The following is a 23,562-nucleotide window of genomic DNA, read 5'->3' as shown; positions in this document are numbered from 1 at the left end:
AAGTTTACCGGAATGCCCCAGCACACGCACATTGACTTTGCGGGACAAACGACGACGGGACCCCCAGCCCCCTTTGCGGGTACCTTCCAATGCGCTTGCGCAGAGATCACCGCCACACCCCCCTCACTGTCTTCCCGGGACCAAAAGGGATAAGCTGTCTTGAAGACACAAAAAAATGCGTCTTCCTTGCACAGCCGAATAGCCAGGAGAACCCATGCTCTTCAATCACAAGACCGCCCTCGTCACAGCCGCAGGCGCCGGGATTGGCCGCGCCATTGCACTCCGGCTCGCCACCGAGGGTGCCGCCGTCGTGGTCTCTGACATCAACGACGCCGCCGGCGCTGAAACCGTTGGGCTCATTACGGCAGCTGGCGGCAAGGCAGCGTACATGCACGCGGACGTCAGCCAGTCCGCCGATGTTGCCGCCTTGACCGCCTTCGCGCTGGACACCTTTGGCAGCCTTGATCTAGCCGTGAACAACGCCGGCATCGGCGCCATGCCCCAACGCGTGGAGGAAGTTGCCGACACCGACTGGGACCGGGTCATGAACGTCACGCTCCGCGGCACCTTCTTGGCACTGAAAGCCCAGATCGCCCACTTCCGCACCCACGGTGGCGGCGCAGTAGTCAACATCGCTTCCGTTGCGGGCCTTTCGGCCACTCCGCAGCTGACCCCGTACGGAGCAGCCAAGCACGGGGTTGTCAGCCTGACCCGAAGTGTGGCGCTGGAAAATGCAGAGCACGGAATCCGGGTCAACGCCGTCGCCCCGGGCGCCATCGAAACCGCGGCGCTGGCGTCCCTGCCTGCACAGGCCAAAGCCGGGTATACGGCCGAGGTCCCTCTGAAGCGCCTGGGCCAGCCTGAAGAGATCGCCAACGCTGTCAGCTGGCTGCTCTCGGATGAGGCAAGCTTTGTTACCGGTGTCATCTTGCCGGTGGACGGCGGCACCAGTGCCTAAAGAAAGCCACTACCAGGACGCCCTCATGGCTTCGCTGACCCGAATCATTGGGCAATGGACGGCACCGGACTTCCTCACTTCTGTCGTGGCAAGGGAAGGCGTGGAGCTTGATTCCGCGGCCATCACCACCATTACCGTGCTGTCTGCGGATGGGCCGCAACGCCCCTCGCAGTTGGCGAACCGCATGGTGACCGGGGCGTCCAACATTAGCAAAATTACGCTCCGTCTAACCGCGGCTGGACTAGCCGAACGTATCGCCGATCCCGCCGATGCCAGGGCCCAGCTCATCAAGCTCACTCCTGCCGGAAAACGTGTGGCCAACGCCTTCGTCCGGGCCGGGGACGGCCTCGTCGATGAATTACTTACTGGCTGGTCAGAGCCGGACCGCGGCGCACTGGTCCGCCTGCTGCAAAAATTCGAGACATCCACCATCGACTTCTCCAAGCACCTCCGCACCACCACAACCACGCCCGGCCCAGAAGGCCGGGACCACGTCAAAGGAGCAAAACAATGACTACCAGCAACACTTCCTCCCCCCGCACGTACATCGTCACCGGGGCAGGTTCCGGGATTGGCGCAGCCACCGCAGCCCTGCTCCGCGACCGCGGTGAAACGGTCATCGGCGTCGATCTGAGGGGTGCTGACGTCGAAGCTGACCTCAGCACTTCCGAGGGACGCGCCACGGCCGCGGCCAAGGCCGTGGAACTGGCCAAGGGAAACGTGGACGCCGTCATCGCCTGCGCAGGCATCTCCGCCCCCATCCCGCTGACCGTCAAGGTGAACTACTTCGGTGTCACCGAATTCCTCGAGCACCTGGCCCCCACCCTGGCTAAGAGCGCAAGCCCGCGTGCTGCCGTCGTCAGTTCCATGGCATCGCTTCAACCGAATTCCCCCGAACTCGTCGATGCACTGCTCCTTGGAGATGAGGCGGCCGCGGTAACCATCGGGGCAGCCCTCGCCGAGAAGGGTCCGGCCGAAGGCTACTTGAACTATCCCTCCAGCAAGCGCGCACTGAGCCGCTGGGTGCGCCGGGAATCCATCACCCCGCGCTGGGCCGGCGCCGGCATCCCGTTGAACGCCGTGGCACCGGGCACCGTCGTTTCGGCCATGACCGAAAAGCTACTGGCAACCGAGGAAGGCCGCAAAATGGTTGATTCCAACGTCCCGATGCCGTTGAACGGACATTCCGAGTCCGTTGTGATTGCCCGCCTGCTGGCGTGGCTGACCAGCGAAGAGAACACCCACACGACGGGCCAGACCATCTACACCGACGGTGGCGCCGACGCTTCACTGCGCGGAGACAACATCTGGGACTAATCTCCCGGCGGTCGAGCCTGTCGAAGTCGATCTCGCCAGGCTTGACCACCAGCATGCCACCGGACGCGAAGCGCTAATCAACCAGATGGTTGATGGGTCAGCGAACCTGCAGGCGTAGCTTGGGATCATGTACGAACTAGCGAACCACAAATCGGTAGGCAAACCGTCCCCGAACAAGTGGGCCGGGCTGGGTGTCTTGGCGGCCGGCCTGTCCATGATCGTCATCGACGGCACCATTGTGGGCGTCTCCCTGCCCACCATCATCAACGACCTCCATCTTGACCTGAACGAGGCCCAGTGGGTCAACAGCCTCTACTCGGTGGTCCTCGCGGCGTTGTTGCTGACCAGCGGACGCCTCGGCGACAGGTTCGGGCGCCGCAACCTGTTCATGATCGGCGTGGTCCTGTTCATGGCCGGCAGCATCTTCGCTGCCCTCTCGCACGACGCCACCGGCTTGATCCTCAGCCGCGTCCTACAGGGTGTGGGCGGCGCAGCCGTGCTGCCCTCGACACTGTCCAGCGTTAACTCCACCTTTTTTGGCAAGGACCGGACCACGGCGTTCGCCATCTGGGGCGCAGTCATCTCCGGCATGGCGGCCATTGGCCCTCTGTTGGGCGGCTGGCTGACCTCGTCATTTTCCTGGCAGTGGATCTTCATCGTGAACATCCCCCTAGGTCTGGCAGTGTTGGTGGGCGCTGTGCTGTTTGTTCCTGAAACACGCTCCCCCAACGACAAGGCAGGGCTGGACTTCCTGGGCCTGCTACTTAGCGCCGGAGGCTTCGGCTTATTCGTGTTCGCCCTGATCGAGGGCCCCACACTGGGGTGGTGGTCGGCCAAGGGTGCCCTGAGCCTGGGCCCCATCAGCTGGCCGGCCGACGCCACCATCTCAGCAGTTCCGATCACCCTCGCCGCAAGTATCGTCCTGCTCTTGGCATTTATCGTGTGGGAAATGCGACGGGCCCGGCTTAACCGCTCAGCCATTTTAGATCTGAGCCTGTTCAAGGTGCGGACCTTTTCCTGGGGCAACTCCGTGGCGGCCATGGTGGCCATCGGCGAATTCGGCCTGCTCCTGGTCCTGCCGCTGTATCTGATCAACATTTTGGGGCTGGGAACGCTCAACGCAGGGTTCGTGCTCGCGGCGATGGCACTTGGCGCCTTCTTCTCCGGCGCGTCGGCCCGGCAACTGGCCGTGCGGATGGGACCGCCCAATGTTGTGATCATCGGTTTGGCGCTAGAGGCAGCGGGACTGCTTGTCCTTGGCCTGGTAATCACCTCATCAACATCCGTCTGGCTCATTGCAGCGCTCCTTGTGATTTATGGCCTGGGCCTTGGCCTGGCCTCGGCACAATTGACGGGGACGGTTCTGGCCGACATCCCCGTGGCTGTTTCCGGGCAAGGTTCGGCCACCCAAAGTACCGTGCGGCAGCTGGGCGCGGCCTTGGGGTCCGCCATCATGGGCAGCGTGCTGGCGCACTACGCCGTGAACCGGGCAAGCGGACTACTGGCCGACGTGCCGGGCGTGCCCGCCAACCAGGTTGACACCCTGGCCAAGCAACTGAGCAGCTCAGCTGGCGGCGTGGTCCCCCAATTCGCACAGCAGGGCTCCCACGGTCCATTGGGCGACGCCGGGCCGGCAGCGGTCAGCGCGCTCTCCGACGGCTTTGCACAGGCCGTCAGCGCGTCCGTCCTGGCAGCTGCCATGTTCTTGTTCATCGGCCTGGTGGGAGCGTTCTTTGTGGCCGCGGCGGCACGGAAAATCCCCACCTCCCCCATCAATCAACGCACGGAAAGCAGCAGAAAATACCCCTGATGCGTGATTTTCGCCGCTCTCCGGGCCCACGGAGGGACCGGAGCGGGCGAATCGGCTAGTTGCCGATCTCGAACACTCCGGCGGCACCGCGTTCGGCGTCGACCATGCTGTGCGAGATAAACGGGTAGCTGCCGGCCTCGGGGAAGCTCAACTCCACAAAACCGCCCTGCGCCGGGGCAAGAGCCAACGCCTGGGCACCGGCTGCGGGGTCCGAGCCGTCCAACAGGTACCGGCCCTCACTCCAAACCGTGCTGAACTGGCCGCCCACCACATGGAATGACGACGCCCGGTTGGGTCCGGCGTCGAGCACCCAAATCCGTACCCGCTCGCCAACCGTCGCCGGCAGCGGGCTGAACTTGTACTGGTTGGCGTAGCCGTTGAACACGACGGCGTCCGGCTTCTCCGCCTGGATCTTCGCCAAGTCCGCGACACCGCCCTGCGACCCCAGGTACAGCTCCGACTGGATGAGGACGTACTCCTTGTCCACGGGCGGCAAGTTGGGCGGATCAATGATCACGGCACCAAACATGCCGTTGGCAATGTGCAAGCTCATGGGCATGGTGCTGCAGTGATACATCCAGATCCCGGTGCGGGTGGCCGTGAACGAATACGTCAGCGTCTCGCCGGGATTGATGGTCCGCATGGGCCCATCGGGTGCCAGTGCGCCGGCGTGGAAGTCAATCGAATGGCCCAGGGAACCGTCATTGCTGAGCGTGATCACGAACTTGTCGCCCACTTTTCCGCGCAACGTGGGGCCGGGGGCGGTACCGTTGAACATCCACAGTTTCTGCGTGACCCCCGCCGCCACCTCCCGTTCGGCCTCGGATACTTTCATGGTGAGCTCATGAACGGTCCCGGTGAGGACGGCGGGGCTAAGTGCTGGCAGCACGGCGTCGTGCGCGGTGAAACCCGCCGCCGGCGCCCTCATGAAGTCCAGTAGGGAGGCGGCGCTGGGCGCACCCGAGGGGTTGGTTGTGCCGTGATCCATCCCCGGCATGCCCCCCGGTGGCGTGGCCGTTGGCGCCGATGCGGGCCCTCCGGTGGACACAATGGTGAACACCATGCCCTGCTGTTTGTGCCCGGCAATGCTGCACCAGCCATCCTCTGAGGTCCCGATCACGCCCGCATTCACGGTGGCCTTCTCCCCCGGATACAGCCGGCCGGATTCTGCCCCACTCGCGGTGACAAGATCGTGCACCATGGAGTCCTCGTTGACCACGTTGATGACCAGCTTGTTGCCCACCGGAACCTCCACCTTGTCCGGGTGGAAGCGCATGTCCTTCATGGTCATCTCCACGGTGGTGGTCTGCCCGGTGGCTTGCAGGGCTGATTGCGAGCCAGCCTGATTCAGCCCCGGCAGCGCCGAAGGGTCCGCGACGATGCCAGCCACCATGACCAGCACGACGACGGCCAGTCCGGTCGCCGCCATCCCCCACCTTCTTCCCGGGGCGAGGTCATGGGCGGCCGGGGCCGGGGCCGGGGCCGAAGCAACGGCGGGCACCGTGGCGCCCGGCGTCGCACCGGTACCAGGAACGGCGGGTTTTTTCAGCAATGCCATAGCTAGCAGCGGCAGGAACCAGGCCAGCCCGGCCAGCACCAGGAACGTGGTGCCGACCCGGACCAGACTGGGCACCGGCAGCAGCGATACCAGCAGTGCCAGGTTGGTCAGTGCCACCCGGAACACGGCCGCCTTGTCCAAGATGGCCACACGGCCCTTCATGGCGGAGGGGCCCCCACCCATCACCACCGGCACCAGATAGGTCAGCGCAGCGCCCAGCACCTGTGCGGCAAATCCTGCCGCCAGTACGGGGGCCACCGTCTCAAGCCCGCGGTGCAAGCCCTCCCACCCCCCTGAGGTGAGGGTCAACACCACCAGCCACGCGAGCGAGACAAGCAGCCAGGCCAGGGCGGCCAACGCGGACAACGGGGCAAAGGTGGTGGGCGCTTTGGCCCTGACCACCTTCGCCAGGGGCAGGCAGATATACAACACACCGCCCAGGTACACCAGCAAACCCAGGGTGCACAGGAACATCACCCCCGCCGCGGCACCGGCACTGGTCACCAGCACGCCCGCCCACAGCGGGACTGCACCGTGGCGCGCCACTGCTTCGGCGCCGTCGGCCAAGCGTGTGTGCAACATGGTGGGCAGCAGCGTCATCAACGTGCCCAACACCGTCAGGCCCACAAAACCCAGGACGTTGACCGCGACGTGGACCAGCAGCAGACGGGCGTGCACCTCGCCCGTCAGCCCGGCGGCGAGCGAGGCCCCCACCCCAGCGCCCACCGGCAGCAGCAGGCAGGCCGCCACGTAGTACCAAACTGTGGCGCCGAAGCGGGATGGCAGGGCTTTGCGCGCACGAACGCCTAGCACCACGGCGTGCGCCGCGACCACCGCACCCACCAGGACGCTGCCCAGTAACGTCAGCAACCAAATCCCCGCCACCATGGACGCGACCACAGCCAGCACTCCCACGTTCAGCAGCACCAGCCTGGCCACCATGCCGCGCGAACCCGGATTGGGGCCGCGCAGCAGCGCCTGGGCAAAGTGCCAGCTCCACACCAAAATTGAGTTGGTCACCGCACCCAGCAACAGCAGGTGCACCATGAGCCAGCCCGACGCCGGGATGTTGCGGTGGATGAGCACCACCACCACGAGCGCCACGAGCCAGAAGATGGCTGGCGCGTTGGCGCGCAAGTGCCAGCCGGCACGGCTCAGGCCGGGCGGGCTGGTGCCGGGCGCTCTCAGGTTGATGTTCACTGTGTGACTTTCGGTGGACGGGTGGCCTGGTAGACGGCCATGATGGCAAACAGTAAAATCGCGGTCACGTTGAGCACGCCGCCGGCGACCCAGGCGCCATGGACTCCGGCGGCGTCGCCCATGCCCAGCCGGAGCAGCAACGACCCGTGCAGCAGAACGGCCGGGACCCAAAACAGTTCGGTGTACGGCAGCGGTTTGCGCAGCACCGCCGGTAAAATGACGGGTGCGTGGGCCATGATCATCGAGATGGTGAAGCCCAGGAATACCGAGTGGACCACCACGTCGTAGGAGGCTCCCGTCAGGGGGCTCTCCTGTAGTGCCAGTACGACGCCGGCAACCGCCAGCCAGCCATAACCCGCCAGTAGGCAGGCAGCAATGTACCGCGGAAGTCCGTCCGAGCGGATGGTCTTGCGGGCCGCGTCAAACCCCACAAGCCAGCCCACCATGGTCAACAGCGCCAGCCCAAAGAGCGGGTAGCCGATGGCAGGCCACAGCAGCGTGGCCGCCGCTGCCGCCGTCAGGGCAAATGCCAGGGCTGTCAGCAGCGGCTCGGCCTTGCGGCTGGAGATGCCGATCCTGGCCAGTTCCAGCCGTTCCCCGGCAATAGTCAGCACCACAAAGCTGACCAGGAACGGCAGCAGCACGGCAATGCTGGGAATTCTCAGCCACAGCGCCGCAGCACCCACTGCGGTGACCCCGCCCAGGATTTGGATCAACACTACGTTCTCGCACTGGCGCCGCCACAGTGGGATGTAGACCAGCACCATGGCGACTGTCCCGGCCAGCAGCGCCACCTTCCCGATCCACAAGGGCAGCGGGGAGATCATGAGCAGCCCCGCTGCGCCCAGCAATGCCGGGGAGGCATATCCGGCGGCCTTGCCCAAGGCGACGCTGCGCTCAAGGGCAATCACGGTGCCCACAAAGCTCAGGACAAGTAACATGCCATGGATTTCCGGGAACCGCTCCAGCTTGACGGGGGCGTCTGCTCCGAGGAGTTGCAGCCCGGCGTTCAGGCCCACCAGCAGGGCGGCCCCGGCTGGTAGCAGAAATAACATCCTGAACACAGGTTTGCGCAGGAACGCCTTGGTGCGGCGGTCGCGTGCGTTCCTGCCGCCGGATTTCCCTGGCCGTAACCTATCTGGCCGCACCATGCTGGGCTGGCGTCCCCTGCCGGCCTGGCGTGCGGTAATTTCGCGCCCGCTCACGGGGTTGGCACTGCCGGCAGGTGAAGTGAGCATTTTCCGGGTCCGGAGAAAGGCACCAACTCAACGTCGTTTTCTAAGATGCCGCTGCCTTCCAGCAAGCCCTTGACCAGGCCGAGGTGCACGGCGCACACCACCTTCGGGTTTTCCCGGGCAGCGGCAAGGATGGGACAGGTCGTCAAGGTCAGCTCGGTGGCATCAGCATCGCCTTGGACGCCGAAGCCGGCATCTTGCAACGCGCTGAGAACACGGCGCCTGGCCTGGTGCGCCCCTGCCGCGTCCGGTACGTGCGCTTGCACGCTCCCTGGCAGCGTCATTGCATGGGCCCATTGCCGTCCGGCCAGGTCGCCTGCACCCGCCGGGTCCTTGCTTGTCGCGGCAATGTGGCTGGCCAGCGCGGCCGCCAGTGCGGCATAACCTGTGGGCCGCACCTCGCCCAGGGTGGCCGAATACAGTTTGGCGGGCCGGCCGCGCCCGGTACTTGGCGCCGTCGTGCAGGCAGCGAAACCAGCGACAACGAGGGCCTCCAAATGCTCCCGAACCGTATTGGTGTGTTGGCCGGTTCCAGCGGCCAACTTTTCAACGCTCAGCGCGCCGTCGGCGGCTCTTAGCCGTTCCAGAACGGCAGCACGGGCTTTAGAGATCGCCGCGACGGGCTCCGCGCCACCCGCTTTGGGGCCCAACTGCGGCAATTCCAACTTATTATTTTCCACGGAATATAGTGTAGTAATATAAACCCACAATCTCCATTCACCCTCCGCATGAAAAGGAAAATTGCCGTGAACGACTTGGTACTTGCCTCCTCCTCCGCCGAAGCCGCTGCCCTTGACGAGGTCAAAAGCCGTTTGGCCGAGGCGGGCGGAACGCTCGGGACCCTGGCCGCGAATTTGCGCTCTGCGGCAAGCAGTCCGGTTGTTGGCGAGCTCGCCGGAAACGACCAAAGCGCACTGGTGGACTTTGCAGAGAAGGAATTGCTGCCCTTAGCTGCCGCCTTTTCCAAGGCCGCGGGTGGGGCAGACGCCGTCCTGGCAACCCTGGCGGCCGGACACCTTGCCCGTCTTGGCGACGCCACCAAGGCGCTCGAGCAGCAGGATTCGCCGGCCCAGATGGTCCACGCGGGGGCGCGCCTGCAAGAAGCCGCCACCACGTTCCTGGACCAAGCCACCGCAGTGCTGGTGCCGGCACTGGCCCAAAATCCTGCGCTCACATTGGCCGGAATCTTGCCGGAGCCGGTGGCTGCTGCCGTTGGGGGCGGCCCGGCCACGGGAGGGTGTGCATGTGGCGACCACGACGAGCCGGGCCTATCCGAGCTGGACACGCGAGTGATCCCGCATGCCATCCGCCACGCCACCATCTTCGGCGCACTCGAAGGCCTCACCTCCGGCCGGGGCATCTTGCTGATCGCCAACCACAACCCGCTGCCGCTTCTGGCCCAGTTGGAGCAGCGCTCAGCAGGCAAATTTGCTGTGGACTATGTGGAAAACGGTCCGGAGCTGTGGAAGTTGAGCATGGTCCGCAACTGACCCTGCACGCTTCGCAGTCCTTCAGCTCTGTGCTGGATGAAAAAATGACACCGATCCCGCTTTCTGATGCCGATATCTCGGTGTCAGAAAGCGGGATCGGTGTCATTTCCCGTTGAACCAACGCTATGACTAGAGCGCGGCCTCGATCGCAGCCTGGGCTAACGGATCGGAGTCGTTCAGGAACTTCCCAATGCGCTCGGCTTCGTCGGACTCGCCGATGGCACCAGCCGCACGGCCCAGCGCGTACAGGGCCCGCAGGAACCCACGGTTGCCCTCGTGCGTGTAAGGAACCGGTCCGGTGCCGCGCCAGCCGTTGCGGCGCAGGGAGTCCAGGCCGCGGTGGTAGCCGGTGCGCGCGTAGGCGTAGGACTCAATGGTGCGGCCCTCCGCATACGCTTCGTCGGCCAGGATGGCCCACACCAGGGAGGAAGTCGGGTTTGCGGCAGCTAGGTCAACGGCCTCATCCCCGGCATCTAGACGCGCCTGAATTTCCTCTTCAACAGGGAGCAGTGTTGGCTCAGGCCCCAGGAGGTTCCTGCGGAACTCGTCAGACATTTACTTGTTCGTCTTGCCTGCGGAGCCAAGCTGCGAGGCAGCCTCCACAACACGTGCGGCCAGGCCCTTTTCGGCCGAGGCACCCCAGACGCGGGGGTCGTACAGCTTCTTGTTGCCCACGTCCCCGTCGACCTTCAGTACACCTGCGTAGTTGGTGAACATGTGATCAACCACCGGGCGGGTGTACGCGTACTGCGTGTCAGTGTCGATGTTCATCTTGATGACACCGTAGGCAACCGCGTCGGCGATTTCCTGGTCGGAGGAGCCGGATCCGCCGTGGAAGACCAAATCGAACGGGTTTTCCTTGCCGATCTTGACACCAACGGCGGCCTGGATTTCCTTGAGGATCTCCGGGCGCAGCTTGACGTTACCAGCCTTGTAGACCCCGTGCACGTTGCCGAAAGTCAGGGCGGTGATGTAGCGGCCGTGCTCGCCGGAGCCCAAGGCCTCAACCGTGGCCAGGCCGTCGGCGATGGTCGAGTACAACTTGTCGTTGATGGCGTTCTCCACGCCGTCTTCCTCGCCACCAACGGCACCGATCTCGACTTCAAGGATCATCTTTGCGGCGTGCGTGCGGGCCAGTAGTTCGCGGCCAATGCGGAGGTTTTCTTCAAGGGTCTCGGCGGAGCCGTCCCACATGTGGGAGTTGAAGATCGGGTCGCGGCCGGCCTTGACCTCAGCCTCTGAGGCTTCCAACAGGGGCACTACAAAACCGTCCAGCTTGTCCTTGGGGCAGTGGTCGGTGTGAAGTGCCACGTTGATGGGGTACTTTTTCGCAACTTCGCGGGCAAACGCTGCGAAGCCCAAGGAACCGGCAACCATGTCCTTGACGCGAGCGCCGGACCAGTAGGCCGCGCCTCCGGTGGAAACCTGGATGATGCCATCGGTGCCGGCATCGGCGAAGCCCTGCAGGGTGGCGTTAAGCGTCTGCGAGGAGGTTACGTTGACCGCCGGGTAGGCGAAGCCGCCAGCCTTGGCGCGGTCGATCATTTCGGCATATTTTTCCGGTGTTGCAATGGGCATTGAGAGCTCCTTGAGGCGAAACGGTACAAAGAGGCTGGCACTTGTGCCCGCCTCCCGCGTGGCTACTGTCCATCTTAGCGATTGCGCTCACAGTGTCGAAGAAGATGAAGCCAACGCCCAGCGAGTGGACGTCCTCGACGCGACGGCGGGCACCGGCGCAGGTGCCCGAGCCCGCCGTGGCTAGTTCACATGTTGGTTGAATACGTGGCGGCGGACCCAGGCGTGCATGGCGATGCCGGCTGCGGAGGCGGCGTTGATGGAACGTGTGGAGCCAAATTGCTCAATGGACAGCGTGGTCTGGGCGGCTGCGTGGACTTCTTCGCTCAGGCCGGGGCCTTCCTGACCGAACACCAGCACACAGTTGCGCGGCAGCTCGTAGGTTTCCAGCTTTTCCGAGTCTGGGAAGATGTCGATGCCGATGATGGCCAGCCCTTCGCCCTGCGCCCATGCCACAAAGTCCTCGACCGTGGGGTGGTGGCGAACGTGCTGATAGCGGTCGGTGACCATGGCCCCACGCTTGTTCCACCGCCGTCGTCCGATGATGTGCACTTCCTTGGCCAGGAACGCGTTGGCGGTGCGGACCACGGTACCGATGTTCATGTCGTGTTGCCAGTTTTCGATGGCGATGTGGAAGTCGTGCCGGCGGGTGTCCAGCTCGGCAATGATCGCATCCATGCTCCAGTACCGGTACTGATCCAGCACATTGCGCCGGTCCCCGTCTGCCAACAGCTCCGGATCCCAGTGATCGCCTTCGGGCAGTTCGCCTTCCCACGGCCCCACACCGACCTCATGCTGGGTTTGAACATATTCGGGCAGCTCTGACGTGGCGGCAGGATCGGGGCAAGGGATGGCGCGCGGAGTACTCACCGGTTAACTTTAGCCCTTGTCCTCCACACCCCATTCCCGTGTCCCCGGGCGCATCTGCAAGACTGGTCCTAGATATTTCATGCCACCAGGAGGAACCATGAGCAAGGTGCAAAACCGTGAACCCGCCGACATCGAATGCTGGCTCACCGACATGGACGGTGTACTGGTCCATGAGAACAAGGCAGTTCCCGGCGCGGCCGACCTGATCCAGCGCTGGGTTGACACCTCCAAACGCTTTTTGGTCCTGACGAACAATTCCATCTTCACCCCGCGCGACCTCGCCGCCCGGTTGCGGGCCTCGGGCCTGGAAATCCCGGAGGAGAACCTGTGGACCTCGGCCCTGGCAACCGCCCAGTTCCTTAAGTCCCAGATGCCGCACGGGCGCGCCTTTGTCATTGGCGAGGCAGGATTGACGACGGCGTTGCACGAGGCCGGCTTTATCCTCACCGACCAGAATCCCGACTATGTGGTGTTGGGTGAAACCCGCAACTATTCCTTCGAGGCGATCACCCAGGCCATCCGGCTGATTGGCAACGGCGCACGATTCATCGCCACCAACCCCGACGCAACGGGGCCTTCCAAGGAGGGCCCGCTGCCTGCCACAGGCGCCGTGGCCGCCCTGATCACCAAGGCCACGGGACGGGAGCCGTACGTTGTGGGCAAGCCGAACCCCATGATGTTCCGCTCCGCCATGAACCGGATCCAGGCCCACTCGGAGACCACGGCCATGATCGGTGACCGGATGGACACAGACATCGTTGCGGGCATGGAGGCCGGCCTGCATACAGTGCTGGTGTTTACCGGCATCACCCAACCCGAGGACATTGACGCCTTCCCGTTCCGCCCCGACCAGGCGCTGAACTCGGTGGCCGATTTGATCCCGCACATCTAAGGCGTTTCCGTTGGGGCTTGTGGCGGCTTTCAGCCAGCCGGCGTCAGTGAGGGGATGATCGCCTGCAGCGTTGGGGCGTTTGCTGCCCATTGTGCCGCCAGCGCTTCAACCGTCAGCCTGTGCACCACGCCCGTGGTGTCGTAAGCCACCACGTATTCTCCTTGGATGGGGCCACGATAGGAATTGCAGGTATAGCCGTAGCCGTACCCGTACAGGCCCACGCGGTCCACAATGGCCGGCTCCTCCGTGTAGTTGAAGGTGTCCGTGCAGCCGAACCCGGACGTGCTGCGCATGTCAACCAGCTTTTGTGGGGACGCATCCAGCTGCCCCTGAAGGCCCATGTCAATGGCATCGTGGATCTTCTCTGTGGTGACGTCCCCCTGTGGCTTGCCCGACGCCGCGTACACGGCGAGCACGGCGGTGTCTTTGCTGCCGTCCGCCAATACCAGGCGTTCTGCCGGCGAGCTTCCATCACTTTCGATGGAGGTGACGTTTTTGCCGGTTTCCACCCAGCTGGCCGGGTAGCTGAAGGTGGCCGCCGTGGTCGCGGAGAGCGTGGTCTCCTGCGTCCGCTCTTCTTGGGCTTCCGGTACCGGCGTTCCTGGCTTGGCCCATTGGGCGAGGAACAGAACTAGAACGACGGCGATGACCACGAACACCACGACGGCGACGCCACCGAGAATCCACGGCAGTGCGGAACTCTTCTTCGGGGCTGGCGGCGTGCCACCGGGAACAGCGAAGTAGGGTTGGCCGTAGGGCCGGGGTCCGGGCTGCTGCGGGGCTAATTGTGGCGGATTTTCACCGGATTGACCGGGCCACGGCGGCTGCATTGACATTAAACGAACTCCTGTTTAGCGCAGCATTCTTGCGGCGTCTCTCCAACGAGGCTACCCACTAAGGCGGCATACGGCGATGGGCAGCGCTGCCCATCGCGTCCGGAACCGAGCGGGCCCTTGTGGCGGATGTTTCAGCCCGGCATCGGCCACTCATACCCGCTCGAATCGTTAGGAGCGCAGCTGTCCGCCGGATGCTTCCAGGTAGCAGGTGCCGCACAAGGACTCGTAACGGACCTCGTCGCCGTCGATGGCGACCTGATCGCCGTCGAACACTATCTTCCCGCCGACCCGGCGCGTGTTGAAGATTGCCTTGCGCCCGCACCGGCAGATGGTCTTCAATTCCTCCAGGGCGTGCGCGATCTCCAGAAGCCGGGCCGCACCGGGGAACGCGCGGGTGCGGAAGTCCGTGCGGATGCCGTAGGCGATGACGGGCACGCGGTCCAGGACGGCGATCTTAAACAGCCCGTCCACCTGGGCAGGTGTCAGGAACTGGGCCTCGTCAATGAGCAAGCAGCCCACGGGCGCCACATCCACATGTTCCAGCAGCGCATCGGGATCATCTCCTGCGGCGTGGGCGGCAAACACGGCCCGGGCGTCGTCAAGGGGCTGAATCAGGAAGTCGACGGCGCGAGTCATGCCCAGCCGTGAGACCACCTCGCCGGCGCCTTTGGTGTCGATGCCCGGCTTGGCGAGCAAAACCCGTTGGCCGCGCTCCTCATAGTTGTACGCCACCTGCAACAAACCCGTAGACTTGCCCGAATTCATCGCACCGTAACGGAAGTAAAGTTTTGCCATAGCGGTGCGGCCTAGTTCAGGCCGAGCTCGTCCTTGCCGAACACGAACAGGTACGGGACCCCGGCTTCGGCTTCAATGCGCTCCTTGGCGCCGGTGTCGCGGTCCACGATCACCGCAACGGCCTTAATGTTTCCCCCGGCCTTGCGCACGCCTTCCACCGCTGCCAGCGCACTCCCGCCTGTTGTGGAGGTGTCTTCGAGCACGACGACGTTGCGCCCGTCAACGCTGGGGCCCTCCACCTGGCGGCCCATACCATAGGACTTCTGGGCCTTGCGGACCACGAAGGCGTCGATGGTGCGGCCGGCGTCGCCGGCTGCGTGCATGAGCGCCGTACCCACAGGATCTGCACCCATGGTCAGCCCGCCAGCCGTCTCAAACTCGATGCCGGCGTCGTCCAACATGGCCAACATGACGCGACCGGCAAGGCGGGAAGCCTCGTGGTGGAGCGTGATGCGGCGTAGATCGATGTAGTAGTCGGCTTCCTTACCGGAGGAGAGGATCACTTTGCCATGGACAACGGCCAATTCCTTGACGAGTTCGAGCAGGCGGGCGCGGTCGGCAGCGAGAGTCTGAGTCATGACACCCATTCTAGTGGCGCTGCGGAACACCCTCACGCCTGATGATGCACTGGCGACCCGTGAGCTATGGCGGCTTGGCGGGTCGCTAAGCCGCCATAGCTCACGGGTCGCCGTCTACCAGTCGTGGACTGTTCCGTCGACCAGGCGGTTGTAGGGCAGGTAGGCCTGCTGATACGGGTAGGCCGCGGCGGCTTCCTCGTTGAATTCCACCCCGATGCCGGGGGCGTCGCCGGGGTGCAGGTAGCCGTCCTTGAACGTCATGGACTGCTCGAAGACCTCGTTCGTGGCATCCGAGTGCTGCATGTACTCCTGAATTCCGTAGTTGTGGATGGCCAAACCCACATGCAACTGCGCGGCGAAGCCGATCGGTGAAATATCGGTGGGCCCGTGGAAACCGGACTTGATCTGGTACTGGGCCGCATAGTCCATGACCTTCTTTAGCGCCGAGATGCCACCGAAGTGGGTCGAGGCGGCCCGAACATAGTCGATGAGTTGTTCCTTGATCAGGGTCTGGAAATCAAAGACCGTGTTGAACACCTCACCAATCGCCAACGGGGTGGTGGTGTGCTGGCGGACCAGACGCAGTCCCTCCTGGTTTTCCGCCGGGGTGCAGTCTTCAAGCCAGTACAGGTCGTAGGGCTCCAAAGACTTGCCCAGTTTGGCGGCTTGGATCGGGGTCATGCGGTGGTGGCCATCGTGCAGCAGTGGAATTTCCGGGCCGAACTCGTTCCGGACCGCCTCGAAGACGGTGGGCAGGTGGCGCAGATACGCGCGGGTGTCCCAATCCTCTTCCTGCGGGTAGTTCCCGCGGCCGGCGGGTTCGTAGTCGTAACGTTCCCCCGAGGCCTGAGCCTGGGCGGCCACCCCGTAGACGGCCTTGATACCGGGGATCGCAGTCTGGATGCGGATGGACTTATAACCAAGCTCCAAGTGTTCGCGGACCGAGTCAAAGAGCTGGGGGATGTCGGCACCGGAGGCATGGCCATAAGCGCGCAGGCCGTTACGCGAGGCGCCACCGAGCAGCTGGTAGACGGGCAGGCCCGCGATCTTGCCCTTGATGTCCCACAATGCCATGTCCACGGCGGCGATGGCGGCCATGGTGACCGGGCCGCGGCGCCAGTAGGAGCTGCGGTAAATGAACTGCCACGTGTCCTCGATGCGGTGCGGGTCCCGGCCGATGAGCAGCTGGGCCACGTGTTCCTTCAAATACGCGGCAACGGCCAGCTCGCGGCCATTCAGGGTGGCATCGCCAATACCGACAACACCTTCATCGGTAGTGACCTTCAACGTCACGAAGTTACGGCTCGGGCTGGTCACAAATACTTCAGCAGAAATGATTTTCACGAGGAATTCCTTCCATGACGGGAATAGATGGAGCGCATGCTCACATCAGGTTAACGTTGGGTACTTCCAATTGCTTGAGCGCTGAGTAGGTCCAGTTCTGCCCTCTTCGGCAGCCCCTCCCAGTCACCAAGGGTGCTAACGGCGAAGCCGCCCATGAGGTTGCCGCGACGGAGCCTCTCCACGACCGGCACCCCATCAAGGAATGCTGAGAGATACCCGGCCGTGAAAGCATCCCCGGCACCAACAGTGTCGACAGCATTGACTGGTACTGCATCCACTCGGAACTTGCCTGACGCTGTGTAGACCTCGGCGCCGTCAGAACCAAGCTTCACCACCACCTCTTCCACACCAAGCGCCAACAGTTCCGCAGCAACGGCTGGGATGTTTGCGGGATGTTCGGGCCCGGTCGGGCGAGAGGAGAGCAGGCATAACTCGTCGTCAGAGGCGACCACGATTTTCGCATGACGGGCCGCCGCCGACAGCACCTGTGTGGCTTCCCTGCGGGACCACAGCTTGTTTCGGTAATTCACGTCCAAGGAGAGCACCATGCCATGAGCTTCTGCGCCAGCAGCAGCTCGCTCAAAGGCTTCTCGGGAGCGGGGGGACAGGGCAGGGGTGATTCCGGTCAGGTGCAGTAGCCTTGCCGATGACTCCAAGGCCGGTCCCACATCGATGAAGCCCACCTCCGAACCCGCCGACCCTTGCCGGTAGTAGAGCGCTCTGCTGATGTCGGCTGTTCTTTTTTCAAGAAACATGACGCCAGTGGATCGATCAGGATCCACAGTGACCCACTCGTCAACGGATTCCGCCCGGAGCTGGCGTTGAATAAATTCCCCATGGGGATCCTCACCAACCCGCCCTACCCATCTTGCAGTGTGTCCCAATCGCGACAGGGCAATGGCAACATTGGCCTCACTGCCTGCCATGTGCGTTGTCAATGTCCCGCCTTGTGCCAACGGACCGTTACTGCGAAGAGAGACCATGGCTTCGCCAAAAGTCAATAGATCTACCGTTGTCACGGGCGTGCGCTCGCTTCCTGGAATCGTCTCGCCAGGGCAAGGTAGTCACGGGCTCGTTGCCGCAGCGGGACGAGGTCGCCGCCTGAGGAGGCTGCGTTGCCGACCAGTGGCCCTCCGGGTCCGACGGCGAGGGCTCCGAGGTTCCAATATGATTGTGCTTCCGTCAATCCGACGCCGCCCACGGCGATGAATGGCACGGTGGGGAACGGGTCACGGAGCGCCTTGAGGTAGTTGGGGCCACCCAATGATGCCGGGAAAAGCTTGATCAAGGTGGCGCCTTGGCTCATGCCTGCGTGGACTTCGCTTGGAGTTAGGGCCCCCGCCACCACGGGTATGTCTTGGCGGGCACCTTCACGAACGGATTCACAAATGGCGGGGGTAACGATAAACTGGGCCCCGGCCGCAATGACGTCTTTGACATTTCCCACCGTCAGGACTGTTCCGGCCCCGACCAGTGAACCTGGCGGCGCATTGGCTCGGATTTCTGCGATCGCAGAGGTAGCATCCGGAGTTGTCAGAGCGACCTCAACATAACGGAACCCTTCTTCCATGAGCGCCAACGCTGCCGCTGCCGCAAATTTTCCACTGGTGCCGCGAACGATTGCGATCAATTTGGACTCTTGAACTCCAATAACGAATTCTTCGGGTGTCTGCATTGTTTTACTCACCATTCCGCAAATGATCCGTCGGAATGCCGCCAGACGGGGCCGCGCCAAGCATGCCCGCGCTTGTCTGCTTCCCGGACTGCGGCTTCATCGACCTCAATGCCGAGCCCTGGCCCGGTCAGCCGTTCGAAATTTCCATCAACAAACTTTAATGGGCTCGTGTCCACCACGTAGTCGAGCACTTCTGCCCCCTTGTTGTAATGGATGCCAATGCTTTGCTCCTGGATGAGGTAATTCGAGGTTGCAAATCCAACTTGCAGGCAGGCCGCCAAAGCAATCGGTCCAAGCGGGCAGTGGGGCGCAAGCTGAACATCATAAACTTCGGCAAGTGCGGCGATCTTGCGCACTTCCGTGATGCCTCCCGCGTGGGACAGATCAGGTTGCGCCACAGCAATTCCGGCCTGCAACGCGGGCAAAAACTCCTGCCGGCTGTAAAGTCTCTCGCCCGTCGCGACCGGAATGGTGGTCGAGGAGGTGAACTGCTGCAATAGGTGAGTGTTCTCGGGAACAACCGGCTCTTCGATGAAGAACGGGCGGTAGGGTTCCAGCAGCGGCGCCACTTTTCGGGCATTCGCCAAGGAGAACCTCCCATGGAAATCAACCGCAACGTCGCGGTGGTCACCCAGTACCTCACGGGCCGCCGCCACGCGCCTGATAACGCCATCGATTTCCGCAACTGAACCCAGCGGGCTCATCCTGCCACTGGCGTTCATCTTCACGGCTGTCAGCCCAACATCCATCTGTGCTTGGATGGACTCTGCAACCTCGTTGGGTTCGTCACCACCCACCCACCCATAGGCCCTAATTCGGTCCCTCACGGGGCCTCCTAGAAGCTGGTGGACCGGGGTTTCGAAGTGTTTGCCAGCTATGTCCCACAAAGCCTGGTCAAGTCCCGAAACGGCACTAGAGAGTATTGGCCCACCCCTGTAAAATGATCCTTTCGTCATGACCTGCCAGTGATCTTCGATCCTGAGCGCATCCTGGCCCATCAGAATCTCGGAAAGCTGGTCCACAGCCGTTCGGACAGTTTCACTCCGACCTTCACAGGTCGCTTCACCCCAGCCGACGATTCCGCTGGCCGTCTCAATGCGGACGAACAGCCAGCGGGGCGGCACCAGGAAAGTTTCAATCTTAACTATGTGGGTCACGAACGGCGCCTATCCTTTGGTAGCCCCGGCGGTCATGCCGGAGACAATGTACTTTTGTGTGAACAACGCAATGATCATGATGGGTATTGTCACGACGGTAGCCGCTGCCATGAGCCCGCCCCAGTCGATGCTGGCGTAGGAGACGAAGTCAAAGATGGCCACTGGAAGCGTTTTGGTCTTGGATCCTGAAAGAACCAATGCAAACATGAAGTTGTTCCACGAAAAAATGAACGACAAGATCCCGGCAGTGGCCATACCTCCCACCGACAACGGCAGGGTTATCCTTTGAAATGCGCCGATTGGCGTTAACCCGTCAACCTGGGCGGATTCTTCAAGCTCCAGAGGCATCGAGTCAAAATAGCTCATCATGATGTAAACGATCAACGGCAGCGCTACGAACATGTGGCTGAGGATCAAGACACCGAACCCACCAACCATCTTCATATTTGAGAACACGTAGTACCAAGGGACCAACAACGAGATTCCCGGAATAACCCTCGCCATGAGAACAACCAGCGCCGAACGGTGCATGGTGAAGCGACTCATGGCATACGCGGCAGGAACACCCAAAATCAACGACAAGACGGTGGATGCGGACGCAACCCAAAAACTGTTAAAGATGAAGACGAAGTAGTTGTTTCGCGTCAAGACATTGGCATAGTTTTCCAACGTCGGCACAAAGAAGAACGTCTTGGACGCGTCGTAGATATCCACGTTTGTCTTCAAAGAAGACGCGACTAGCCAGGCGAGCGGGGCGAGCAGACAGAGCACGACGAGCGCCAAAGCAGCAAAACGAAAGTTCTTGTAAATGCGGACGCCGAACGGTTTGCGCTTTGCCAGGGCAGGATTCCGTCTGGTCATCGGTGGTTCATGGTTAAGGGTGCTGAGTTTGTTGGACATCTACTTGATGCCTTTCTTGCGTCGAGTCAGTATCCACATGACGCCAATAATGATGAAAAAGAAGATCATGAGCACCGCAGAGGACAACCCGTACTCGTTGTAGTCAAAGCTGAGCCCATAGGCATAGATGTTCAATGTTTCGACTTCGTGAAACGAACCGCCGCCCTTGCCCTTCGTGGCGTAAAGAATGTCAAACGTCTTCAGCGCGTCGATGCTTCGCAGGAGTATTGCAACAATCACCGTCGGCATCATCAGTGGCAGAGTTACAAAGAAGAATCGCTGCCAAGCGTTGGCGCCATCCATTCGCGCAGCCTCGTCCGGCTCGTCCGAGAGTGAGGTCAGCCCGGCGAGCATGATCAGCACAACCATTGGCGTCCACTGCCAGATGTCCATAAAAATTGTGGTGGGAAGCGCCGTTGACTGGCCGGAGAGCCAGGGCTGGGCCGGAATGCCAATCCACCCAAGCATTTGGTTGGCAAATCCCATATTCGGGTCAAAGATGAGGCGCCACATCATGCCGACAGCCACTGGCGTCGCTACCAGTGGCAAGAGGATCGCGACGCGCACCCACTTTTCTCCGCGAAAGGGCCGCCAAAGCAGTAGCGCGATGATCATTCCAAGAACCACCTCCACCGCCAAGGCAGTGATGGTGAAGTAGGCGGTGCGTCCGGCTGCAGGCCAGAAGCGTTCAGTGTCCGAAAGTACCTCCATATAGTTGGCAAAACCAATGAACTGGGACGGCGCGCGCACCGAGCCGTGTGAGTCGGTCAAGCTCAGGTAGATAGTCCACACGAGGGGGAAGATTATTAGAAGTCCGACAAAGATCATTGCGGGGGCGGCAAACAACCATTTTCGATGCTTGTTGGCCCAGTCAGAGAAAGATTGTGGCTTCTTTGTTCCCCTAACAACGATCTTGGGGCTTGTGGAAACAGACATGGTTCACCTAAGGAGTTGGGTGCGGAAGGTTGGCGCACGGTTGTTTTTCTGCGCGCCAAGTTCAGGGGGTACGGGGGCGGCAGCAGTCAAGTGCTACCGCCCCCTTGAAGTTATTTGCCGTCGGATTCCAGGAACTTCCCGAAGGCCGTATTCGCTTCATCTGCTGCTGCGCCGGAATCGCCACCTGTGATGGCTGTGACGATCGGGCCACCCACGATTTCACGGGCCTTGCCCACCGTTACGACGAGGGGTCTGTCATGCCCAACACCGTTCTTCGCACTTACTGCAATCGCTGCCGCGAGGTCTTTCGGGTAGGTCGATGTTCCATCAGGATCAGCCCAAACCGATGCGCGTGGACCGGGAACTCCTGCCTTCTGGGCGGCGAGTGTCCGCTCCTTGGTGGTTGCCCATTCAATGAACTTCCACGCATTCTCCTGATTCGCGGACGCCGAGTTGATTGCCAGGCCCCACGACGGAATGTTGTACGGTTTGGATCCTGCGGGTCCGGCAGGAATGGGTGCAAACCCAACCTTGTCTGAGACCTTGGACTTGCTGGGATCTGTTGCGTTCTTGTACAGGGAATCCGCTTCGGTGTAGAACGCCGCGTTTCCCTGAGTGAAGATGGCCATCGCTTCGGGCCAGCTCATGTCCGTACTGACATTTTCCGGACCGTAGTTGTGGATCAGACCACCATAGTAGGCATAGGCTTTCTTGGCAGCGTCGGATGAAACTGCGGACTTTCCGGAGGAATCCATGAAGTCACCACCGAAGCTGTACAAGAAGCTTGAGAACTGGGTCACGGCAGCCGACTTGTTCGTTCGTGCCACAAACCCGGCAACGCCGTCATTGGCTTCGGAGATGGCCTTTGCTGCAGATTCCAGCTCCTCCATGGTCTTGGGCACTTGGATGCCGGCTGCTTCAAGCAGGTCCTTGCGGTAGTAGAGCACTTCGCGCTCAGTGATGATCGGAACCCCAACCACTTTCCCATCAAAAGTGCTGGCGGTCTTAGGCCCGGCCTGGTAGTCGTCCCAGCCCCAGCTTGCATTGGACGTCACATGCCCCGTCAGATCTGCCAGGTAGGTGTTCTGCGCAAATGATTTCCCCTCCTGCAGGGGACGGTACATCATGACGTCGATTTCGTCGCTGCCAGCGTTGAGCTTGACGTTGTACTGGTCGGAGAGCTGGTCTTCACCAAGCTGTGTCAGCTCAACCTTGAGCCCGCTTTCCTTCTCGAACTCTGGAATGGCCGCCTTGATACCTTCGGTCCACACATGGTTGGCCAGCGTGACGCGGACAGTTCCGGATGCAGCAGCATCACTGCCGGAACCACAGGCAGTAACACCGAACGGAACGAGGGATGCAACAGCCATCAGCTGAAGTAGAGAGCGTCGCTTCATTACGACTTCCTTTGCGATTGAAGTGGAAGAGAAAAAATAGACATCCCTGGAAGTTCGGGAATAAATCTGTCTTATTAGTGATACTAGCCACATAAGGTCTACATAATCAAGGTCACATCTTGATAGATACGACAGATACACTTTCCTCATGACGACTCCCTTGGTGGGCCAGGCACTTTCAACCCATCCCACGACCTCCAGTCGTCGTTCGGGGCCGTTACCGTCCACGAGCGGCGAGGACCTCCACTCTGCGCTGGTGGAAAAGCTTGGACTTGCCGTGGTGACGAAGGAGTTCCCACCCCAGAGCTTGATCCACATGGCCGACCTCGAAGAACGCTACGGGGTGTCCCGTTCAGTGGTTCGCGAAGTCATAAGGGTGCTCTCGTCCATGGGGCTAGTGGCCTCAAAACGCCGGTTGGGAACCGTTGTTCAGCCGGAAAGCGAGTGGAATCTGTTTGATCCGTGCGTGATTCGATGGCGCCTAGCTTCGGATCAACGCTTGGAGCAGTTAAAAAGCCTCAGTGAACTGCGCGTGGCAATCGAGCCACATGCTGCCAGGCTTGCGGCACGGCAGGCAACCCTGGGTATGGCAAGTGACTTGGTCAGTTTGTCGGCCCAGATGTGGGCCGCCGCCCAAAGCGGCCGCGTCGAGGACTTTCTGGAAATGGACATCCAGTTTCATTCACTTATCCTCAAGGCGTCAGGAAACGCCATGTTCGCGCAACTCAACTCCTTGGTCACGGAAATATTGGTGGGACGAACGGAGCATGGCCTGATGCCTCACACCCCCAATCTTGAGGCGCTCCAGTTCCACGTAGACGTGGCGACGGCAATCCAGCATCGCGACAGCGATGGAGCGCATATGGCGATGGCCAAGATCGTAGAACAGTCCGTCGAGGAATCTTCCGTTATCTGGGGACGCGCTCACCCGGAAATTCCAGACCGGTAGCTTAGCGGAACACCCTCACGCCTGATGATGCACTGGCGACCCGTGAGCTATGGCGGCTTGGCGGGTCGCTAAGCCGCCATAGCTCACGGG

Annotated in this window: 23 protein-coding genes; 7 read left to right on the top strand and 16 right to left on the bottom strand. The window is 62.0% G+C overall.

The genetic code is table 11. From position 1 onward, the window contains the following. Positions 1-214: 214 nt before the first annotated feature. The 4 genes from AOC05_RS16965 (at position 215) to AOC05_RS16950 (ending at position 4,085) form a co-directional block, all read left to right on the top strand. A complete protein-coding gene (locus tag AOC05_RS16965; RefSeq protein ID WP_062008588.1) occupies positions 215-958 on the top strand; it encodes an SDR family NAD(P)-dependent oxidoreductase in 744 nt (247 codons plus the stop codon). Next, positions 951-1,472, top strand: coding sequence for a MarR family winged helix-turn-helix transcriptional regulator (locus AOC05_RS16960; protein ID WP_186760508.1), 522 nt, complete (start codon positions 951-953; stop codon positions 1,470-1,472). The genes AOC05_RS16965 and AOC05_RS16960 overlap by 8 nt, the downstream gene beginning before the upstream one ends. Next, the gene (locus AOC05_RS16955; RefSeq protein WP_062008584.1) at positions 1,469-2,275 is read left to right on the top strand and encodes an SDR family oxidoreductase; all 807 of its coding nucleotides are present in this window, start codon (positions 1,469-1,471) and stop codon (positions 2,273-2,275) included. Before AOC05_RS16960 ends, AOC05_RS16955 begins: the two co-directional genes overlap by 4 nt. A gap of 127 nt (positions 2,276-2,402) precedes the next feature. Continuing rightward, positions 2,403-4,085: a DHA2 family efflux MFS transporter permease subunit gene (locus tag AOC05_RS16950; protein WP_062008582.1), complete on the top strand. Its 1,683-nt coding sequence runs from the start codon at positions 2,403-2,405 to the stop codon at positions 4,083-4,085. A gap of 55 nt (positions 4,086-4,140) precedes the next feature. Here the strand turns inward: AOC05_RS16950 and AOC05_RS16945 are convergent, their stop codons facing one another. From AOC05_RS16945 to AOC05_RS16935, 3 genes are read right to left on the bottom strand one after another with little or no spacing between them, the layout of a single operon-like run. Next, positions 4,141-6,843: a multicopper oxidase domain-containing protein gene (locus AOC05_RS16945; protein ID WP_231687138.1), complete on the bottom strand. Its 2,703-nt coding sequence runs from the start codon at positions 6,841-6,843 to the stop codon at positions 4,141-4,143. Further along, positions 6,840-8,081 carry a M50 family metallopeptidase gene (locus AOC05_RS16940; RefSeq protein WP_230085416.1) on the bottom strand — a complete coding sequence of 414 codons (1,242 nt, stop codon included), beginning with the start codon at positions 8,079-8,081 and terminating at the stop codon, positions 6,840-6,842. The genes AOC05_RS16945 and AOC05_RS16940 overlap by 4 nt, the downstream gene beginning before the upstream one ends. Further along, complete coding sequence (locus AOC05_RS16935) at positions 8,045-8,758, bottom strand: helix-turn-helix transcriptional regulator (RefSeq protein ID WP_062008580.1); 714 nt, start codon at positions 8,756-8,758, stop codon at positions 8,045-8,047. Before AOC05_RS16935 ends, AOC05_RS16940 begins: the two co-directional genes overlap by 37 nt. 66 nt (positions 8,759-8,824) lie before the next feature. Here AOC05_RS16935 and AOC05_RS20265 point away from each other — a divergent pair, with 66 nt between their 5' ends. Then, complete coding sequence (locus AOC05_RS20265; RefSeq protein WP_231687137.1) at positions 8,825-9,568, top strand: DUF2249 domain-containing protein; 744 nt, start codon at positions 8,825-8,827, stop codon at positions 9,566-9,568. Positions 9,569-9,697: 129 nt separating this feature from the next. Here the strand turns inward: AOC05_RS20265 and AOC05_RS16925 are convergent, their stop codons facing one another. The 3 genes from AOC05_RS16925 to AOC05_RS16915 form a co-directional block, all read right to left on the bottom strand. Next, on the bottom strand, positions 9,698-10,123 hold the full coding sequence (locus AOC05_RS16925) for a DUF3151 domain-containing protein (protein WP_062008578.1): 426 nt from the start codon (positions 10,121-10,123) through the stop codon (positions 9,698-9,700). Then, entirely contained in the window at positions 10,124-11,146 is a 1,023-nt protein-coding gene (fbaA, locus tag AOC05_RS16920) for a class II fructose-bisphosphate aldolase (RefSeq protein ID WP_062008577.1), read from the bottom strand. It abuts the gene before it with no gap. A gap of 180 nt (positions 11,147-11,326) precedes the next feature. After that, the gene (locus tag AOC05_RS16915; RefSeq protein WP_062009967.1) at positions 11,327-11,995 is read right to left on the bottom strand and encodes a TrmH family RNA methyltransferase; all 669 of its coding nucleotides are present in this window, start codon (positions 11,993-11,995) and stop codon (positions 11,327-11,329) included. A 115-nt stretch (positions 11,996-12,110) separates the two neighbouring features. Between AOC05_RS16915 and AOC05_RS16910 the strand changes: the two genes are divergently transcribed. After that, positions 12,111-12,905: an HAD-IIA family hydrolase gene (locus AOC05_RS16910; RefSeq protein ID WP_082358049.1), complete on the top strand. Its 795-nt coding sequence runs from the start codon at positions 12,111-12,113 to the stop codon at positions 12,903-12,905. A 29-nt stretch (positions 12,906-12,934) separates the two neighbouring features. Here AOC05_RS16910 and AOC05_RS16905 read toward each other — a convergent pair whose 3' ends face one another. The 10 genes from AOC05_RS16905 to AOC05_RS16860 form a co-directional block, all read right to left on the bottom strand. Continuing rightward, positions 12,935-13,741, bottom strand: a complete 807-nt coding sequence (locus AOC05_RS16905; RefSeq protein WP_062008572.1) for a hypothetical protein — start codon at positions 13,739-13,741, stop codon at positions 12,935-12,937. 168 nt (positions 13,742-13,909) lie between these two features. Next, the gene (locus AOC05_RS16900; RefSeq protein WP_062008570.1) at positions 13,910-14,536 is read right to left on the bottom strand and encodes a thymidine kinase; all 627 of its coding nucleotides are present in this window, start codon (positions 14,534-14,536) and stop codon (positions 13,910-13,912) included. Between the two features lie 11 nt (positions 14,537-14,547). Further along, positions 14,548-15,114 (bottom strand): orotate phosphoribosyltransferase, encoded by a 567-nt coding sequence (pyrE, locus tag AOC05_RS16895; RefSeq protein WP_062009965.1) that lies wholly within the window; start codon positions 15,112-15,114, stop codon positions 14,548-14,550. A 114-nt stretch (positions 15,115-15,228) separates the two neighbouring features. Further along, positions 15,229-16,458 carry a D-mannonate dehydratase ManD gene (gene manD / locus AOC05_RS16890; RefSeq protein ID WP_062007162.1) on the bottom strand — a complete coding sequence of 410 codons (1,230 nt, stop codon included), beginning with the start codon at positions 16,456-16,458 and terminating at the stop codon, positions 15,229-15,231. Positions 16,459-16,508: 50 nt separating this feature from the next. Next, on the bottom strand, positions 16,509-17,441 hold the full coding sequence (locus tag AOC05_RS16885; RefSeq protein WP_062009963.1) for a sugar kinase: 933 nt from the start codon (positions 17,439-17,441) through the stop codon (positions 16,509-16,511). 32 nt (positions 17,442-17,473) lie between these two features. Continuing rightward, the gene (locus AOC05_RS16880; RefSeq protein WP_231687136.1) at positions 17,474-18,088 is read right to left on the bottom strand and encodes a bifunctional 4-hydroxy-2-oxoglutarate aldolase/2-dehydro-3-deoxy-phosphogluconate aldolase; all 615 of its coding nucleotides are present in this window, start codon (positions 18,086-18,088) and stop codon (positions 17,474-17,476) included. A 53-nt stretch (positions 18,089-18,141) separates the two neighbouring features. Then, a complete protein-coding gene (dgoD, locus tag AOC05_RS16875; RefSeq protein WP_062008566.1) occupies positions 18,142-19,290 on the bottom strand; it encodes a galactonate dehydratase in 1,149 nt (382 codons plus the stop codon). Positions 19,291-19,299: 9 nt separating this feature from the next. Beyond that, positions 19,300-20,151, bottom strand: a complete 852-nt coding sequence (locus AOC05_RS16870; RefSeq protein ID WP_062009961.1) for a carbohydrate ABC transporter permease — start codon at positions 20,149-20,151, stop codon at positions 19,300-19,302. A gap of 39 nt (positions 20,152-20,190) precedes the next feature. Then, positions 20,191-21,036, bottom strand: coding sequence for a carbohydrate ABC transporter permease (locus tag AOC05_RS16865; RefSeq protein ID WP_231687135.1), 846 nt, complete (start codon positions 21,034-21,036; stop codon positions 20,191-20,193). A gap of 200 nt (positions 21,037-21,236) precedes the next feature. Beyond that, positions 21,237-22,523 carry an ABC transporter substrate-binding protein gene (locus AOC05_RS16860; RefSeq protein WP_062008562.1) on the bottom strand — a complete coding sequence of 429 codons (1,287 nt, stop codon included), beginning with the start codon at positions 22,521-22,523 and terminating at the stop codon, positions 21,237-21,239. 148 nt (positions 22,524-22,671) lie between these two features. Between AOC05_RS16860 and AOC05_RS16855 the strand changes: the two genes are divergently transcribed. Beyond that, complete coding sequence (locus tag AOC05_RS16855) at positions 22,672-23,472, top strand: FadR/GntR family transcriptional regulator (protein WP_082358046.1); 801 nt, start codon at positions 22,672-22,674, stop codon at positions 23,470-23,472. The last annotated feature ends 90 nt before the right edge of the window (positions 23,473-23,562 follow it).

It is taken from the genome of Arthrobacter alpinus (assembly GCF_001294625.1).
In the GTDB taxonomy this organism is placed as follows: Bacteria; Actinomycetota; Actinomycetes; order Actinomycetales; family Micrococcaceae; genus Specibacter; species Specibacter alpinus_A.
Note: the sequence above shows the minus strand (reverse complement) of the source record. Positions and strands in the feature narration are given on the sequence as shown.